Annotated in this window: 16 protein-coding genes; 12 read left to right on the plus strand and 4 right to left on the minus strand. The window is 34.5% G+C overall.

The features are described from left to right. Positions 1-3: 3 nt before the first annotated feature. From jag to rpmH, 4 genes are all read right to left on the minus strand, one after another. Positions 4-798, minus strand: a complete 795-nt coding sequence (gene jag, locus BLT48_RS09140; RefSeq protein WP_089977410.1) for an RNA-binding cell elongation regulator Jag/EloR — start codon at positions 796-798, stop codon at positions 4-6. Positions 799-831: 33 nt separating this feature from the next. After that, the gene (gene yidC / locus BLT48_RS09145) at positions 832-1,662 is read right to left on the minus strand and encodes a membrane protein insertase YidC (protein ID WP_089977413.1); all 831 of its coding nucleotides are present in this window, start codon (positions 1,660-1,662) and stop codon (positions 832-834) included. Positions 1,663-1,687: 25 nt separating this feature from the next. Beyond that, positions 1,688-2,026 carry a ribonuclease P protein component gene (gene rnpA, locus BLT48_RS09150; protein ID WP_035020981.1) on the minus strand — a complete coding sequence of 113 codons (339 nt, stop codon included), beginning with the start codon at positions 2,024-2,026 and terminating at the stop codon, positions 1,688-1,690. Between the two features lie 157 nt (positions 2,027-2,183). Then, entirely contained in the window at positions 2,184-2,318 is a 135-nt protein-coding gene (gene rpmH, locus BLT48_RS09155; protein ID WP_007725519.1) for a 50S ribosomal protein L34, read from the minus strand. A gap of 622 nt (positions 2,319-2,940) precedes the next feature. Here rpmH and dnaA point away from each other — a divergent pair. The 12 genes from dnaA (at position 2,941) to dnaB (ending at position 17,455) form a co-directional block, all read left to right on the plus strand. Next, entirely contained in the window at positions 2,941-4,278 is a 1,338-nt protein-coding gene (dnaA, locus tag BLT48_RS09160; protein ID WP_035020982.1) for a chromosomal replication initiator protein DnaA, read from the plus strand. 183 nt (positions 4,279-4,461) lie between these two features. Then, positions 4,462-5,604 (plus strand): DNA polymerase III subunit beta, encoded by a 1,143-nt coding sequence (gene dnaN / locus BLT48_RS09165; protein WP_089977418.1) that lies wholly within the window; start codon positions 4,462-4,464, stop codon positions 5,602-5,604. A 264-nt stretch (positions 5,605-5,868) separates the two neighbouring features. Beyond that, positions 5,869-6,120, plus strand: coding sequence for a S4 domain-containing protein YaaA (yaaA, locus tag BLT48_RS09170; protein WP_035020984.1), 252 nt, complete (start codon positions 5,869-5,871; stop codon positions 6,118-6,120). Continuing rightward, positions 6,120-7,241 carry a DNA replication/repair protein RecF gene (gene recF, locus BLT48_RS09175; RefSeq protein WP_035020985.1) on the plus strand — a complete coding sequence of 374 codons (1,122 nt, stop codon included), beginning with the start codon at positions 6,120-6,122 and terminating at the stop codon, positions 7,239-7,241. Before yaaA ends, recF begins: the two co-directional genes overlap by 1 nt. A 2-nt stretch (positions 7,242-7,243) precedes the next feature. Then, a complete protein-coding gene (gyrB, locus tag BLT48_RS09180) occupies positions 7,244-9,181 on the plus strand; it encodes a DNA topoisomerase (ATP-hydrolyzing) subunit B (RefSeq protein WP_035024032.1) in 1,938 nt (645 codons plus the stop codon). 23 nt (positions 9,182-9,204) lie between these two features. Further along, complete coding sequence (gyrA, locus tag BLT48_RS09185; RefSeq protein WP_089977420.1) at positions 9,205-11,784, plus strand: DNA gyrase subunit A; 2,580 nt, start codon at positions 9,205-9,207, stop codon at positions 11,782-11,784. A 278-nt stretch (positions 11,785-12,062) separates the two neighbouring features. Beyond that, positions 12,063-12,362 (plus strand): 30S ribosomal protein S6, encoded by a 300-nt coding sequence (gene rpsF, locus BLT48_RS09190; RefSeq protein WP_013709702.1) that lies wholly within the window; start codon positions 12,063-12,065, stop codon positions 12,360-12,362. 47 nt (positions 12,363-12,409) lie between these two features. Then, on the plus strand, positions 12,410-12,934 hold the full coding sequence (gene ssb / locus BLT48_RS09195; protein ID WP_035020990.1) for a single-stranded DNA-binding protein: 525 nt from the start codon (positions 12,410-12,412) through the stop codon (positions 12,932-12,934). A 30-nt stretch (positions 12,935-12,964) separates the two neighbouring features. Beyond that, a complete protein-coding gene (gene rpsR / locus BLT48_RS09200) occupies positions 12,965-13,204 on the plus strand; it encodes a 30S ribosomal protein S18 (protein ID WP_013709704.1) in 240 nt (79 codons plus the stop codon). Between the two features lie 213 nt (positions 13,205-13,417). Continuing rightward, complete coding sequence (locus BLT48_RS09205) at positions 13,418-15,418, plus strand: DHH family phosphoesterase (protein WP_035020993.1); 2,001 nt, start codon at positions 13,418-13,420, stop codon at positions 15,416-15,418. A gap of 4 nt (positions 15,419-15,422) precedes the next feature. Then, entirely contained in the window at positions 15,423-15,878 is a 456-nt protein-coding gene (gene rplI / locus BLT48_RS09210; protein ID WP_089977424.1) for a 50S ribosomal protein L9, read from the plus strand. A gap of 191 nt (positions 15,879-16,069) precedes the next feature. After that, complete coding sequence (dnaB, locus tag BLT48_RS09215) at positions 16,070-17,455, plus strand: replicative DNA helicase (RefSeq protein ID WP_089977427.1); 1,386 nt, start codon at positions 16,070-16,072, stop codon at positions 17,453-17,455. Positions 17,456-17,567 lie beyond the last annotated feature (112 nt).

Consider the following 17,567-nt stretch of genomic DNA (forward strand, 5'->3'; position numbering starts at 1 on the left):
TAGTTACTTTGATTCAACGACTAAATAACGGTGAGGTTCATTGCCTTCAGAATGAGTAATAACAGAATCATCTTTACTTAAATAAAAATGAATTTGTTTTCTTTCAGAAGCAGGCATAGGTTCTAAGAATACAGGTTGCTTTGTACGTCGAACTTTTAAAGCAGTTCGTTCAGCCAGCTCTCTCAAAGCATTTTCACGGCGTTCACGATAATCTCCAACATTTACGATAGCAACAAATTTTGTTTGAGCATGACGATGAAGCAACACTTGAGCTAACGATTGTAAGGCATTTAACACTTTACCATGTTTTCCAATAATCAAACCCGCTTTTTCTGTTTCAATTTGAAATACGATTTGATCTGTTGTTTCTTCTACCGTTACTGTACTAGAAATACCCATTTTTTGCGTGATGTCTTGAAGGTAATCGGCTACCATTTTGATTGCTTGCTCATCATTTCGTTCCGTGCTAGTTACGGTAGAAAGATGATCCGTTTCTAAATGATTCACCTCTGACAAGTTTGGTGCTTTTTCTTGTACAGTTTCAACTCGGATTGAATCAGATACTGGACTAAAAGTTTCCTCTTTAATAGCTGTTTTTTGAAAGATTTCTTTCGCATTGTTGTCTGTTGCCATTTTAGTGACCATTACAATAGCATCTTTCTTACCTATTTTAAAAATTCCTTTTCTGCCTGAATCTATTATTTCAATAGAAGCTTCTTTTCTAGTGATTCCTAATTTCTTCAATGCTTTTTGAGTAGCTTCCTCTATTGTCTCAGCTTGAGCTGTGTACTTATCCATCTGCCTGCCTCCATTCTCCCCATTTTTAATGCTTTATCTTTTTTTCTTTTTTTTCGTTTTTAGTGCTTTTTCAAGAGCGCGTTGACGATCTCGTTCAGCTTTTATTTTTTCATCACGCTCTTTTTTTATTTTAAAAGGATTATTTAATAATAATGTTTGTGCCACAGAGAACGCATTTCCAACTACCCAGTATAATGATAATGCACTAGGCAATGTGATACCCATGAATAAAATCAAAGCAGGCATTACGTAAAGCATAGTGGTCGTTGTCGGGTTAGATTCTGCTTGACTCATAGTAGATAACTTAGTCGTTGCAAATGTTAATATTGCAGCTAGTACAGGTAAGATGAAGTATGGATCTGGTGCCCCTAGATTCATCCATAAAAAATTTCCCGTTTTTAAAACTTCTGTACGGCTGATTGCTTGATACATGGCAATCAGTACTGGCATCTGAATGAGTAATGGCAAACAACCGGCTACAGGGTTGACACCTGCTTCTGAATACAATTTAGAAGTTTCTTCTTTTAACTTACTTTGAGTCTCTGTATCTTTAGAAGCATATTTTGTTTGCAATTCTTTTAGTTGCGGTTGCAACTCTGACATTTTCCGAGTACTTTTGGTTTGACCATGCATAACAGGTAAAAGAATTAATCGAATAATCAATGTAAAGACAATTATCCCTACTCCATAACTTCCACCAAATAAATTAGACAACCAAATAATAACACGAGAGAAATTAAAAATAACATATTTGTCCCATATTCCGGTACTTTGTTCTGTAATAGGTGAAGTACCACAACCTACCAAAACGACTGCTAACAACACTGTTCCTAACAAAAGAAGTAATCGCTTACGTTTATTCACATTTTGTCCCCCACTCTAATCTATTCTATCTTAATAATTTAGCAAGCTTTAATACGTGCATCAAGCTTTTCTTTGTTTCTTGCACGGTCATCTCTGCTGCTGGTTTTCGAGCAATTACGATAAAATCTTTTTCTGCTTTTAATTGCGGCTTCAACTCTGTTAAACTTTGTCGAATGCTTCTTTTAACTTTGTTCCGCATAACAGCATTTCCAATTTTTTTACCAACGGATATTCCTACACGAAAATGTGGTTGATTCTTCTTATCTAATACATAAATGACAAATTGCCGATTTGCTGTTGATTTGCCATGATGAAAAACTTTTTGAAATTCAGCTTCTTTTTTGACACGATAGGTTTTTCTCATTAAAATAACCTCTCATCTCTATAATAAATTGATATAAACCTGTTCCCATATAATGGAATAAGTATTAAAAATACTCCGTAGTTGTTTACATTAAACAACCACTGAGTACTTTTTTATTCGAATCCTAAAAAAAAAGACCACTGAAACGTTCAGTGATCTATGCAGACAATACTTTTCTACCTTTACGGCGTCTACTTTGTAATACATTACGTCCATTTTTAGTACTCATGCGTTTACGGAAACCATGTACTTTTTGACGTTTACGTTTTTTAGGTTGGTAAGTTCTTTTCATACGTGATACACCTCCTGTAAAAACTATCTCTCATTATTCTATTTTAAATTATCCCAAGACAGTCTAGATTATTATAACGAAGAAAAAATAGTCTTGTCAAGCACAATTCCCCTATTTTTATTCATTCACTCCAGTATAATAGCATATTTTTACCTAATAAGAAACTATCTTTTGCAAATTCTTTTTCCAAACCCCTAATTTCTTCTTCTTTATTAAGACTTAATAAGATTTAATCCTTTTTTTTCATTCAATATAAAGATATCCACAGGTGCATAACATTATACACAAGGCTATGTATGATTTTTTTTTAATTTTTGTTATCCCGTAGTTATCACCTAGTTATCCACATACAAACACGCTGTGTAAAAACATTATCCACTACCAATATATCTTTGTGGATAACTATTAGAAATGTTATCAGAACAACTTTTAATTAGTAATAGTTATCCACAAAAACAACCATTAACTTGTTGCCTAAAAAAGTTATACACTGTCTATAATCACTTGTGGATAACTTTATTTACAGGCCTTGGACAAATTTTCTATTAAAAAAACTACTTGTGGAAAACTATTTATAAAAGTGCTAAAATAACTTAGACGCATTTTAAAAGGAGGTTCTATTTTGGACGATTTACAAACACTCTGGATTTTTCTAAAAGAAAAATTCAAAGAATCGCTCTCCAAAGTCAGCTATGATACATGGATTGAAAGCGCAAGTCCCATACGTATCACTGATAACAATATTATTATCGAAGTCCCTTCTTCTTTACATAAAGAATATTGGGAAAATAACTTAGCTACTCGAATTGTTGAAAATATTTATGAATACTCCAGTCGTGAAATTTCTCCATTGTTTATTATCAAAAATGAACAAGAAGCAAGCAATTTGGTAAATAAAAATTTACGTAATGAGGTGCCAAAAAAAACCCTCTTTAAAAAAGATATTCAATTAAATACTAAATATACTTTTGATACGTTTGTTATAGGTAAAGGAAATCAAATGGCTCACGCTGCAGCTTTAGTCGTTGCAGAAGAACCTGGAACAATTTATAATCCTTTATTTTTCTACGGTGGAGTTGGACTTGGAAAAACCCATTTGATGCATGCTATTGGTCACCAAATGTTACTGCTAAACCCAGATGCACGAGTGAAATATGTTAGTAGTGAAACATTTGCAAATGATTTTATAAATTCCATTCAAAATAAAACACAAGAAAAATTTAGAAATGAATACCGTAGTGTTGATCTGCTTCTAGTAGATGATATTCAATTTTTTGCCGATAAAGAAGGAACTCAAGAAGAATTTTTCCATACATTTAATGCTTTATACGATGATCGTAAACAAATCGTATTGACTAGTGATCGTTTACCTAACGAAATACCTAAATTACAAGAACGCTTAGTATCAAGATTCGCATGGGGATTATCCGTCGACATTACCCCTCCAGATTTGGAAACACGTATTGCGATTCTAAGAAAAAAAGCCAATGCTGAACGATTAGAAATTCCTGGTGACACATTAAGTTATATCGCCGGTCAAATTGATTCAAATATTAGAGAATTAGAAGGTGCTTTAGTTCGTGTACAAGCTTATGCAGCTATTGAAAGTCGTGACATTACAACCAGTCTCGCTGCTGATGCTTTAAAAAGTATGTTACCTTCAGCAAAACCAACCACATTGACCATCTTAGATATTCAAAATGCTGTCAGTAAATATTATCAGTTATCTATTGCTGATCTTAAAGGGAAGAAACGCATTAAATCGATTGTTTTACCAAGACAAATTGCTATGTATTTATCTAGAGAACTTACATCAAATTCACTACCTAAGATAGGAGCTGAGTTTGGAGGAAAAGATCATACAACTGTTATTCATGCTTACGAAAAAATCGTCCATGCTTTAACGAACGATGACCAATTAAAACAAGAAATTAACGATATAAAGAAAAAAGTAACGTGATTTTTTTCTTTTACACATGTGCATAACTAATAGACTTATCCTTTTTTTACTAACAGGTTATCCACATGTGTAAAACCTTATAAATAAAAAGGTCCCTTTAGTTTTCCACAGTATCAACAAGCCCTACTACTATTACTAAAGAACTTATTAAACTAAATTAAACTATACTTGGAGGTAAATTTAATGAAATTTACAATTAAAAGAAGCGTCTTTTTAAAAAGCTTATCTGATGTACAACGTGCAATTTCTTCGAGAACCACTATTCCAATATTGACTGGGTTGAAAATAATCGCTAATGATGAAGGATTGACTTTAACAGGTAGTGATTCAGATATTTCTATTGAAGCATTCATTCCTGTATCTGAAGAAGACAATTTATTAGTTATTGAAAAAACTGGAGGAATTGTTTTACAAGCACGCTTTTTTAGTGAAATCGTAAAAAAACTTCCTGAAGAAACAATGACTATTGAAATACTTGACCATTTTCAAGCGTTGATTACTTCTGCAACAGCTTCATTTACTATTAATGGACTAGATCCTAATAATTATCCTCATTTACCGATTATTGATACAAAAGAATCATTTACTTTGCCTGTAAATTTATTTAAGCAAGTAATTGGACAAACCGTTATTGCTACTTCAACTCATGAAAGTCGTCCAATACTTACAGGAGTAAATATAGTGATTGAAAATGGTAAGTTTTTAGCTGTTGCTACCGATAGCCACCGCTTAAGCCAACGTGTGATTCCTTTAAAAATGAACGATGAGCAAGCTTCAAAAAAATACAATGTTATTATTCCTGGTAAAAGTTTAATTGAATTGTCTCGTACACTAGATGAAAATTCTGACACTATTGAAATGATGATCACTGAAAACCAAGTATTGTTTAAATCAGAAAACATGTATTTTTATTCTCGCTTACTAGAAGGGCACTATCCTGATACAAATCGTTTGATTCCTGCTAATTCTTCTACAGAAATCAGTTTTAATGCTAATTCTTTATTAGGTTCGATTGAACGTGCTTCATTGCTTTCACATGAAGGAAAAAATAATGTTGTAAAAATTACGATCAATCCGAATTTGGTCGAGATTTCTGGAAATTCACCTGATGTTGGAAATGTTAATGAGGAATTAGATTATCAGTCTGTTGAAGGAGAGCCAATCGAACTTTCCTTTAACCCAGATTATATGAAGGATGCACTGAGAACTTTTGGCCAAACAGACATTAAAATAAAGTTCACTTCACCAGTTCGTCCATTTATTTTAGTTCCTAGTGAAAATGACCAAGATTTTATTCAATTGATTACTCCAGTTCGAACATTCTAAAGGACATTCAAAAAAAACTACTTTTCAGGCAACTGAAAAGTAGTTTTTTTTATATCTATGCTGAATAACCATGTTTTTTTCGATTTAAGCAATTATGGAGGATTTAAGGTCTTTTTTTATCTTTTGCTTAAAACCGATAATAGTAGGGTTATTTTTAGATTCATTTGTACTATTGGTAAAAAAAGAGTATAATAGTATTAATAAGCGGCAGCGTAATGCGTGGATTAACTCCACGCTTATTTTATTGAAAAGTAGGTGAAAAAAATGAAAAAAACGATTAAAATCGATCGTGAATTTATTACATTGGGACAATTTTTAAAACATGAAAATATTATCAGCAGTGGTGGAATGGCCAAGTGGTATCTATCTGAACATACAGTCCTTCTTGATAACGAAGTTGAGAATCGCAGAGGTAAAAAACTTTATCCTGGTTCTGTAGTTGAAATACCTGATGAAGGAACATTCTTTATCCAGTCAGAAAATGAAACTGCTAAAACAAATGAGGAAGAAAAATAATGTTATTGAAAGAGATCCATCTTTCCGATTATCGAAATTACGAACATGCTGAAGTTGTCTTTTCTGAAGGTATCAATGTTTTCTTAGGAGAAAACGCTCAAGGAAAAACAAGTTTGATGGAAGCTATCTACGTATTAGCAATGGCAAGAAGCCATAGAACTGCAAATGATAAAGAAACCATTCGATGGGAACAAGAATTTGCACGAGTAAGTGGAAGAATTCAAAAGAAAAATACGAGTTTTCCACTTGAAATCTCTATTTCTAAAAAAGGAAAAAAAGCAAAATTTAATCATTTGGAGCAAAAAAAATTAAGTGAATACATTGGAAACCTAAATGTTATCTTATTTGCTCCAGAGGATTTATCTTTGGTAAAAGGTTCGCCTTCTGTCAGAAGAAAATTTTTAGATATGGAAATGGGGCAGATGAGCCCTATTTATTTACATCATCTCGTGCAGTATCAGCATCTTTTAAAACAAAGAAACAGCTATCTAAAACAATTAAGTCTAAAAAAAGTAAAAGATTTAACTTTTTTGGACATTTTAACGGAACAATTAGCTGAGTTTGGGGCGGCTATTTTAGTAGAACGTTTTTCATTTATAAAAAAACTAGAGAATTGGGCTAAGCCTGTTCATGCTGAAATTTCTAAGCAGAAAGAAATTCTTGAAATTGGGTATTCTTGTAGTTTGAAAATCACAAACGAAACAGACAAAAAGCAGATTTATTCAGATTTGATGGACGCTTATACGCAAGGCAGACAAAGAGAATTAGAGCAGCGAACAACTGTTTTTGGTCCACATAGAGATGATTTGAAGTTTAGTGTAAATGGGAGAAATGTTCAAACCTATGGCTCTCAGGGTCAACAAAGAACGACAGCATTAAGCGTAAAATTAGCTGAAATCGATTTAATGAAAGAAATGACAGGTGAATACCCCGTCTTATTACTAGATGATGTCCTGTCCGAGCTGGATGATGAGCGTCAAACGCATTTATTGAAAGCAATTCAAAATAAAGTTCAAACGTTCTTAACGACAACTAGTTTAGATGGAATAAAGAAAAATATGCTGGAAACTCCCAAAATTTTTCTGATTGATAATGGACAAGTAGAAATGGAGAGTGAATGAGTGTGTCTGAAGAAATAAAGAGCAAACAAGATCGTGCAAAAGAATATGATGCGAGTCAAATACAAGTTTTAGAAGGTCTAGAAGCTGTTCGTAAACGTCCAGGTATGTACATTGGTTCAACAAGTGGTGAAGGATTGCACCACCTTGTTTGGGAAATCGTTGATAATTCAATTGACGAAGCTTTAGCAGGTTTTGCCGATGAAATTAATTTAGTCATTGAAAAAGACGAAAGTATTACCGTTATTGATAATGGTCGTGGGATTCCTGTTGATATTCAAGCTAAAACAGGTCGTCCAGCGTTAGAAACCGTGTTTACGATTCTTCATGCTGGAGGTAAATTTGGCGGTGGAGGTTATAAAGTTTCAGGTGGTTTACACGGAGTTGGTTCCTCAGTCGTTAATGCACTTTCGTCCACTTTAGATGTTTATGTACACAAAGACGGAAAAATCTATCACCAACAATATGCTCAAGGAAAAGTTGTTCATGATGTTGAAGTCATTGGTGAAACAGATAAACACGGTACAACTGTGCATTTTGTTCCAGATCCTGAAATCTTTAAAGAAACAGTAGAGTTTAATTTTGATAAATTAGCTACACGTGTTCGAGAATTAGCTTTCTTAAATAAAGGATTAAAAATTACGATTGAAGACAAGCGTGAGGGCAAAGAACAATTTCTAGAATACCACTACGAAGGCGGTATCAAGAGCTATGTAGAATTCTTGAATGAAAACAAAGCTGTTTTATATGATGAGCCTATTTTTCTAGAAGGCGAGCAACAAGGCATCACTCTTGAGGTAGCTATGCAACATACAGACGGTTATCACAATAACTTATTAAGTTTTGCGAATAATATTCATACTTATGAAGGTGGAACGCATGAATTTGGGTTCAAGACAGCTTTGACACGTGTGATAAACGATTACGCAAAAAAGAATAAAATAATTAAAGAAAATGAAGAAAATCTAACTGGTGAAGATGTGCGAGAAGGCTTAACAATCGTTTTATCCATTAAACATCCTGATCCTCAATTTGAAGGACAAACGAAAACAAAATTAGGGAATTCTGAAGCACGTACCATTACAGATCGTTTATTTTCTGCGCATTTTGATAAATTCTTGATGGAAAATCCACAAGTAGCTCGTCAAATCGTCGAGAAAGGCTTATTGGCAGCTAGAGCTCGTTTAGCCGCCAAAAGAGCTCGTGAAGTAACGCGTAAAAAGAGCGGATTAGAAATCAGCAACCTTCCTGGTAAATTAGCAGATTGTTCGAGTAAAGATCCAACTATCAGCGAAATATTCATTGTTGAGGGAGATTCCGCTGGCGGTTCTGCTAAACAAGGACGCTCGAGACTTTTTCAAGCAATTCTACCGATTCGTGGAAAAATTTTAAATGTTGAAAAAGCAACATTGGATAAAATTTTAGCGAATGAAGAAATTCGCTCATTGTTTACCGCTATGGGTACCGGATTTGGAAATGATTTTGATGTTTCTAAAGCACGTTACCATAAATTAGTTATCATGACCGATGCCGATGTCGACGGAGCACATATTCGTACATTATTATTAACTTTATTCTACCGTTACATGCGTCCAGTAGTTGAAGCAGGGTATGTTTACATTGCTCAGCCACCTTTATACCAAGTACGTCAAGGTAAGAAAATGGTTTATTTGGATTCAGATGAAGAACTGGATAGTTATTTGAAAGAGATACCTCTTTCACCAAAACCTGCCATTCAACGATACAAAGGTCTTGGAGAAATGGATGCTGAACAATTATGGGAAACAACTATGAATCCAGAAAATAGACGAATGTTGCAAGTCACAGTTGACGATGCTATTGAGGCAGATAAAAGTTGTGATATGTTAATGGGTGATCGTGTTGAACCAAGACGTTTATTCATTGAAGAAAATGCACGCTACGTACAAAATCTAGATATTTAATCCAAATAGGAGGACAATAAAGAATGGCTGAAGAATTTAAAGAGAATATAAAAAGTATTGAACTAAGCCATGAAATGCGCACATCGTTTCTTGATTATGCAATGAGTGTTATTGTAGCTCGCGCATTGCCGGATGTACGAGATGGATTGAAACCCGTCCATCGTCGTATTTTATATGGAATGAGTGAATTGGGCGTAACGCCGGATAAAGCGCATAAAAAATCAGCACGTATTGTTGGGGATGTTATGGGTAAATACCATCCTCATGGTGATAGTGCAATTTATGAATCGATGGTTCGTATGGCACAAGACTGGAGTTATCGCTATCCGTTAGTGGATGGTCATGGAAACTTTGGATCAGTGGATGGAGATGGAGCTGCAGCAATGCGGTATACCGAAGCCCGTATGACAAAAATGGCGTTAGAAATGTTACGTGATATCAATAAAGATACTATTGATTACCATGAAAACTATGATGGATCAGAGCGTGAACCAGATGTATTACCGGCTCGCTTTCCTAATCTACTTGTAAATGGTGTCACTGGTATTGCAGTTGGTATGGCTACTAATATTCCACCGCACAATTTAACTGAGGTTATTTCTGCATTACACATTTTGATGAATAACCCTGATGCAACCACGGCTGATTTAATGGAAGCTATACCAGGTCCTGATTTTCCAACCGGTGGATTAGTGATGGGTAAATCTGGAATCAGAAAAGCCTATGAAACAGGTAAAGGTTCTATTATGGTTCGAGCTAAAGTTGAAATCGAAATACAAAAAAATGGCAAAGAACGCATTATTGTGCATGAATTGCCTTATATGGTAAATAAAGCACGATTGGTAGAGCGTATAGCTGATTTAGCTAGAGATAAACGAATCGAAGGTATCACTGATTTAGCAGATGAATCCGACCGTGATGGTATGCGTGTTGTGATTGATGTTAGACGTGACGTTAGTGCGAGTGTAGTTTTAAATAATCTATATAAATTAACTTCTTTACAAACTTCTTTTGGCTTTAACATGCTAGCTATTGTGAACGGTGTTCCAAAAGTATTGAGTTTGAAATCAATTCTTGAAGAATACTTGAAGCACCAAGAAATAGTGATTCGCAGAAGAACAGCTTACGATAAACGTAAAGCTGAGGCACGAGCACACATCTTAGAAGGATTAAGAATAGCGTTAGACCATATTGATGAAATCATTCGAATTATACGTGGTTCAAAAACTGGTGATATTGCCAAAACAACTTTAATTGAGACGTATGGTTTATCAGAGAAACAAGCACAAGCTATTTTAGATATGCGAATGGTTCGATTAACTGGTTTAGAAAGAGACAAAATTGAAGCAGAGTATACTGAATTGATGGCTTTGATCGCGGATATGGCGGATATTTTGGCGAATCCAGCTCGTGTACACACGATTATTGAAACGGAACTTCTTGAAGTTCAAGAAAGATTTGGAGATGCTCGTCGTACTGAATTGTTGGTAGGAGAAGTATTAAGTCTTGAAGATGAAGATCTGATTGAAGAAGAAGATGTCGTGATTACATTGACTAGCAAAGGTTATATCAAACGTCTTCCAAGTTCTGAATTCAAATCACAAAGACGTGGAGGGCGTGGAGTACAAGGAATGGGCGTTCATGATGATGATTTCATTGAAACCTTAGTTTCTTGTTCTACTCACGATACCTTATTATTCTTTACGAATAATGGGAAAGTCTACCGCTCGAAAGGATACGAAATCCCTGAATATGGCCGTACAGCTAAAGGAATCCCAGTTATCAACTTACTAGGAGTCGACTCTGGGGAAACGGTTCAAGCGGTTATAAACGTTAGAGGAGAAGCTGAAGAAGGACTGTACTTGTTCTTTACGACTCGTCTTGGAACAGTTAAACGTACGGATGTAAAAGCTTTTTCTAATATCCGAAGCAATGGTCTAAAAGCGATTGTATTAAAAGAAAATGATGAATTGATGTCTGTTTCTGTAACAAATGGAGATCAAAATATTATCATTGGAACACATATGGGGTATGCTGTGAGTTTCCATGAAAATGATGTCCGAAATATGGGTAGAACTGCTGGCGGTGTTCGTGGTATTCGTTTAAGAGAAGATGATTACGTCATTGGAGTAGATTTACTAACTGAGGACTCAGAAGTTTTAGTCATTACAGAAAAAGGGTATGGAAAACGTACCAAAGCGAGTGAATATGCGATTAAAGGTCGTGGCGGAAAAGGAATTAAAACAGCTAATATCACAAGTAAAAATGGGAATCTAGCTGGATTAACGACTGTCAAAGGCGACGAAGATATCATGTTAATAACAAATACAGGTGTTATTATTCGCTTTAATGTTTCTGCAGTATCTCAAACGGGCCGTGCAACATTAGGTGTACGTGTTATTCGAGTAGCTGAAGATGTCAAAGTTTCAACTATGGCAAAAGTAGATGCAGAAGTTATCAAAGAAGAAATAGATGAAGCAGGAATCCTTTCTGAATCGCCGTCTATAGAAGACAGTGAACTAAACGAATCGATTCAAGAAAATGATACTTCAAACAATTCTGATAATGATGCTGAAAGCAACAATGATTTAACTGAAGACTAAAAGAGTAGAGAGAATGAGATCAATAGATCATTCTCTCTATTTTTTTATGATTTAACAAATGATGTTAGTGGCTAAAAGAAAATTTCTATTAGAATAATTTTTTTTGCATGTAGTCATAGTCATTAGAAAAGGATTATATATAAGTGCAATTCAAGTATTGATGTTTAGAATGAAATATGCTATACTAAACGGACGTGAGTAATCTAAAGGAACATTAATTAGAATACTCTCCTTGCTCTGTAAAAAGAGCCAAAGTCCATAAGGAGGTGACAGTCAAGATGAGTAAAACAGCAAAATACGAAATTTTATACATTATCCGTCCAAACATCGAAGAAGCTGAAAAAGCAGCTTTAGTTGAACGCTTTGACACTATTTTAAAAGATAATGGTGCTGAAATCACTGAATCTAAAGACTGGTCGAAACGTCGTTTTGCTTACGAAATCAAAGATTTCCACGAAGGAATCTACCATATCGTAAAACTTACTGCTAATGATGCAGCTGCAATTAACGAATTCGATCGTTTGTCTAAAATCAGTTCTGATATTCTGCGTCATATGACAATTAGAGAAGAAGACTAAGCAAAAATGTTTCACATGAAACATTTTTATCGGAAGGAGTGGACAATGTGATTAACAATGTTGTTTTAGTTGGAAGATTAACAAAAGATGCTGATTTAAGATACACTTCAAATGGCACAGCGGTAGCAACTTTTTCATTGGCTGTAAACAGACAGTTTACAAACCAAAAAGGTGAAAGAGATGCAGATTTTATCAACTGTGTGATTTGGAGAAAGAGTGCTGAATCATTTGCAAACTTCACCAGAAAAGGTGCATTAGTAGGTGTAGAAGGCCGTATCCAAACACGTTCTTACGATAATCAACAAGGGCAACGTGTATATGTTACTGAAGTAGTTGTTGAAACGTTCTCATTATTAGAATCAAAATCTAAAAATGATCAACGTAAAGATCAAAATGATTCTCAAGCTCAATCGGGATCATATGGTTCTCAACAAAAATCTTATAACACTAATACACAAAGTAATTCACAAGAAGCTCCCCGTAACCAACAATATCAAAACTTTGGAAACTCTGATCCTTTTGAAAAGAGCGGACAACCGATTGATATTTCAGATGACGATTTACCATTCTAAAAAGAGTGGGACGTAAAGGAGGAATATGAAATGGCTCAACAACGTAGAGGCGGAAAAAAACGCCGTAAAGTTGATTTTTTTGCAGCAAACCACATCGAACACGTGGACTACAAAGACATTGACCTATTGAAACGTTTTATCTCTGAAAGAGGTAGAATTTTACCGCGCCGTGTTACTGGAACATACGCGAAAAACCAACGTAAATTAACTAAAGCAATCAAACGTGCTCGTATTATGGGATTATTACCTTTCGTAACTGACGAACAATAAAAAGATAAAGAGTTGAGGCAAATGTCTCGGCTCTTTTTATTTTTCTCGTTCAACTGTCATTCTAATTTTGAAAGATACTTAATAAAAAACATGTTTCACGTGAAACATACTCACGAAACTTGTTTCATGTGAAACAAGTTGTCTACTTAAAGAACAAGTGGTAAAATAGAGGTTGAACTTTAATTAGGAGAGAGATGGAAAAAGGGGCCTGTTATGAATAAGAAACTATCTCAAGAAAAATTTCCGGAATTCTTAAGTGATAAAAAAATCCAGACAATTATAGCCATTATAATGGTGCTTCAGTTAGTTATAATTATTTTAGGATTTATTGCTAATATTGGAATTGGCTTAGCGTTATTCATTATTTTTATAGTGGTATTATTTTTATTGTATGATTTGGCAAAAAAATTAGCCATTGAAAACAAAAAATACATTTCAGATTTAGCTTTTCGAATTAAGCGCGGAGAGCAAGAAGCTCTGATAAAAATGCCCATTGGTATTCTTTTGTTTAATGAACAGTTACAACTGCAATGGATCAACCCTTATCTTCAATCACATTTAGGATACCAAGAAGTGCTAGGTAAACAGTTAGAAGATGTTGATAGCGAATTAGCCATACTTGTCAAAGAAAGCCAAGATTCTGGATTGAAAAAAGCAAAATGGGGCGATAAAGTTTTCCAAATAATTGTTCAAAAAGATATTAAAGTTGTTTATCTAATGGACATTACAGAATACGCTATCATTCAATCAAAGTATGAGGAAGAACAAATCGTTATTGGAAATATATTTGTCGATAATCATGATGAAATTACTCAAGGAATGACCGATAGAAACATATCTAATTTGGATAACTTTATTACAACTCAATTATCTAATTGGGCTAAATCACATCATGTGTACTTAAAACGCATAACAGAAGATCGCTTTATCGTTATGATGCACAAGAGATCTTTAGCTAAAATGGAAGAAGAAAAGTTCAGTATTATCGATCAGATTAGGGAGAGAACTTCAAAACAAAATTTCCCTCTAACGTTGAGTATAGGTATTGCTTATGGATCTGAAGATTTAAGTGAATTATCTAAATTAGCTCAAAGTAATTTAGATTTGGCTCTAGGTAGAGGTGGAGACCAGGTTGTTGTAAAAGGTTATGATGCTGAACCGCGTTATTATGGCGGAAAAACAAATCCGATGGAAAAAAGAACGCGTGTTCGTTCTCGGATGATTAGTCAAGCACTTCAAGAATTAATGAAGCAATCCGATCAAATTTTTATTATGGGGCATAGGTACCCTGATTTGGATGCCATTGGAGCTTCATTAGGTATTAGAAGAATTGCTGAAATGAATAACAAAGAAGCTTGGGTTATTGTAAATCCAGATGAATTTAGCAAAGATATCTCTAAATTAATGAATGAAGTAGAAAAGGATAATGAAATTAGCCGATATGTTATAACACCTGCTGTTGCTGAACAAATGATTACAAACAATAGTTTAATTGTGTTAGTTGATTTTCATCGTCCGTCTATGGGAATAGCTCCAGATTTAATTTCTCAAACAAATAAGGTAGTTGTTATTGATCATCATCGTCGTGGAGAAGCTTTTCCAGAAAATCCAGCTTTAGTTTACATTGAACCCTATGCTTCCTCGTCAGCAGAACTGATTACAGAGCTGTTCGAGTACCAATCGAAAGAAGCAGATCCCATCAATAAGATTGAGGCTACTGCGCTATTAGGCGGTATTATTGTAGATACCAATAGTTTTTCTCTTAGAACAGGATCTCGTACTTTTGATGCTGCAAGTTACTTAAGATCTTGCGGTGCAGATGCTGTTATGATCCAACGACTATTGAAAGAAGATAAAGAAACCTACCTTCTTCGTAGTCATTTAATTGAAACCATTGAATTTGTGACTAAAAATATAGCCGTTGCTGTTGGTGAAGAGAATACTATTTATGATACAGTGGTAGCAGCACAAACAGCTGATACCATGCTTTCAATGTCTAAGATAGATGCAGCTTTTGTCATTACTAAACGTACAGATAATAAAATTGGCATTAGTGCTCGCAGTTTAGGTGAAATTAATGTACAAGTTATCATGGAACAGCTTGGTGGCGGCGGACATTTATCTAATGCAGCTACGCAATTAGATAACATGACGATAAAAGAAGCAAAAGAACAATTGAGTGAAGTTATTTTAAACAAAATTAAGGAGGAATAACATTATGAAAGTTATATTTTTAGCGGATGTAAAAGGTAAAGGTAAAAAAGGCGAGGTAAAAAACGTTGCTGATGGATATGCACATAACTTTTTATTGAAAAACAACTTAGCGAAAGAAGCTACTTCAGCTAGTATAAGTGAATTAAATGGTAAAATAAAAGCTGATGAGAAAAAAGAAGAAGAGATTCTACAAGAAGCTAAAAAGATAAAGGAATTTCTTGAAAAAGATGAAAATGCAATCGAAATCAAAACAAAAGCAGCTGAAGATGGTCGTTTATTTGGTTCCGTTACAACAAAACAAATTGCTGCTGCAGCTCAAAAACAGTTAAACATAAAGCTTGATAAACGTAAAATTGAATTACCTGTTCCTATTAGAAGTTTAACGTCAATGAAAATTGATGTAAAAATTCATCCAGAGGTAGTTGCCACTATAACGGTAAGAGTCCTACCAGAAAATTAAATTAGCAAAAAAAGCATTTGGCTCAGTAGCATTATAAGAGTCAAATGCTTTTTTTAAACAGAACAATCGTGGAACGAATGTTCTGTTTTCTAGATTGTGTTTCAAGTCCTTTTAAGGTAAAATAACAGAATTGAATACAACTATTTTACGGAAAATAATCGTACTGTTGATAGTGAAAGGGAGAGAATTTATTGGTACAAGAAGCTTTTCAAGATCGCTTACCACCACAGAGTATAGAAGCAGAACAAGCTGTTTTAGGTTCAATATTTTTAGATCCTGAAACGGTTGTCGGTGCTTTAGAATTTATTGAGTCCAAAGATTTTTATCGTCGAGGACATCAGTTGATTTTTCAAGCAATGCTGGAATTAAATAACCATAATGAAGCTATTGATATCGTTACGGTAACCAATGCCTTGGAGTCTAAAAACCAGTTAGAAGACATTGGTGGAATGGCTTACCTAGCCGAGTTAGCTGTGTCGGTTCCAACAGCTGCTAATATGGAATATTACGCAAAAATAGTAGAACAAAAAGCTATTTTAAGAAATTTAATCCACACAGCAACAGATATTGTGACCAAAGGATATGAAGAAGGAGATGAGCTAGCTTCAATTTTAGATGAGGCAGAGCGTAGTATTCTGGAAGTATCTGAAAGGCGCAACAGGAGCGGATTTTTAGCCATCTCAGACGTGTTGAACAGTTCTATTGCTCAGATAGATCAACTTTATCAAAATAATGAAGAAATTACAGGCTTGCCGACTGGTTATCAAGCTCTAGATAAAATGACAGCTGGACTTCAAAAAGAAGAATTGATTATTTTAGCTGCACGTCCCGCTGTAGGGAAAACGGCATTTGCTTTAAATATTGCTCAAAATATAGGCACAAAAACAGATGAAACAGTTGCCATTTTTAGTTTAGAAATGGGAGCAGAATCATTGGTCAATCGGATGCTTTGTGCAGAAGGAAGTATCGATGCTGGCCATTTGAGAACGGGGACGTTATCAGAAGAAGAATGGCAAAGCCTGATTGTAGCTATGGGTAGCTTATCAAAAGCCAATATTTACATCGATGATACACCAGGAATTAGAATAGCTGAAATTCGGGCTAAATGTCGTCGACTAAAACAAGAAAAAGGGAATCTTGGTTTAGTATTAATTGATTATTTGCAATTAATTGAAGGTACTGGGCGTGAAAGCAGACAACAAGAAGTTTCTGAAATTTCTCGTCAGTTAAAGAAATTAGCAAAAGAATTAAAAGTTCCTGTTATTGCGTTGTCTCAATTATCGCGTGGTGTGGAACAACGTCAAGATAAACGTCCAGTTTTAAGTGACATACGTGAATCTGGATCAATTGAACAAGATGCTGATATCGTAGCCTTCTTATATCGTGATGATTATTATGATCGTGAAGAAGGAGAAGATGACGACGATCATGGATCTGCCGGTGAAGACAATGTGATAGAAGTCATTATCGAAAAAAACAGAAGTGGTGCAAGGGGTACTGTTAAACTTTTATTTATAAAAGAGTATAATAAATTTTCTTCATTAAGTTATTATCCAGATGATATGGTACAACGTTAAAAAGACAAATGCGAAGTATTGTTCGCATTTTGTCTTTTTTTTTTAGTAATAAAAAATTAATGTTCGTTTATGTGGATTTTTTTAGTTGAAATAAAAAAAAATATTCGCTTTT

Origin of the sequence: Carnobacterium viridans, assembly GCF_900102725.1 — a bacterium.
Classification (GTDB): domain Bacteria; phylum Bacillota; class Bacilli; order Lactobacillales; family Carnobacteriaceae; genus Carnobacterium_B; species Carnobacterium_B viridans.

Excerpts from the sequence above, each read along its gene's own strand:
- jag (WP_089977410.1), bottom strand. The coding sequence starts at position 798 with ATGGATAAGTACACAGCTCAAGCTGAGACAATAGAGGAAGCTACTCAA.
- rnpA (WP_035020981.1), bottom strand. The coding sequence starts at position 2,026 with ATGAGAAAAACCTATCGTGTCAAAAAAGAAGCTGAATTTCAAAAAGTT.
- rpmH (WP_007725519.1), bottom strand. The coding sequence starts at position 2,318 with ATGAAAAGAACTTACCAACCTAAAAAACGTAAACGTCAAAAAGTACAT.
- dnaN (WP_089977418.1), top strand. The coding sequence starts at position 4,462 with ATGAAATTTACAATTAAAAGAAGCGTCTTTTTAAAAAGCTTATCTGAT.
- yaaA (WP_035020984.1), top strand. The coding sequence starts at position 5,869 with ATGAAAAAAACGATTAAAATCGATCGTGAATTTATTACATTGGGACAA.
- recF (WP_035020985.1), top strand. The coding sequence starts at position 6,120 with ATGTTATTGAAAGAGATCCATCTTTCCGATTATCGAAATTACGAACAT.
- gyrA (WP_089977420.1), top strand. The coding sequence starts at position 9,205 with ATGGCTGAAGAATTTAAAGAGAATATAAAAAGTATTGAACTAAGCCAT.
- rpsF (WP_013709702.1), top strand. The coding sequence starts at position 12,063 with ATGAGTAAAACAGCAAAATACGAAATTTTATACATTATCCGTCCAAAC.
- rpsR (WP_013709704.1), top strand. The coding sequence starts at position 12,965 with ATGGCTCAACAACGTAGAGGCGGAAAAAAACGCCGTAAAGTTGATTTT.
- BLT48_RS09205 (WP_035020993.1), top strand. The coding sequence starts at position 13,418 with ATGAATAAGAAACTATCTCAAGAAAAATTTCCGGAATTCTTAAGTGAT.
- rplI (WP_089977424.1), top strand. The coding sequence starts at position 15,423 with ATGAAAGTTATATTTTTAGCGGATGTAAAAGGTAAAGGTAAAAAAGGC.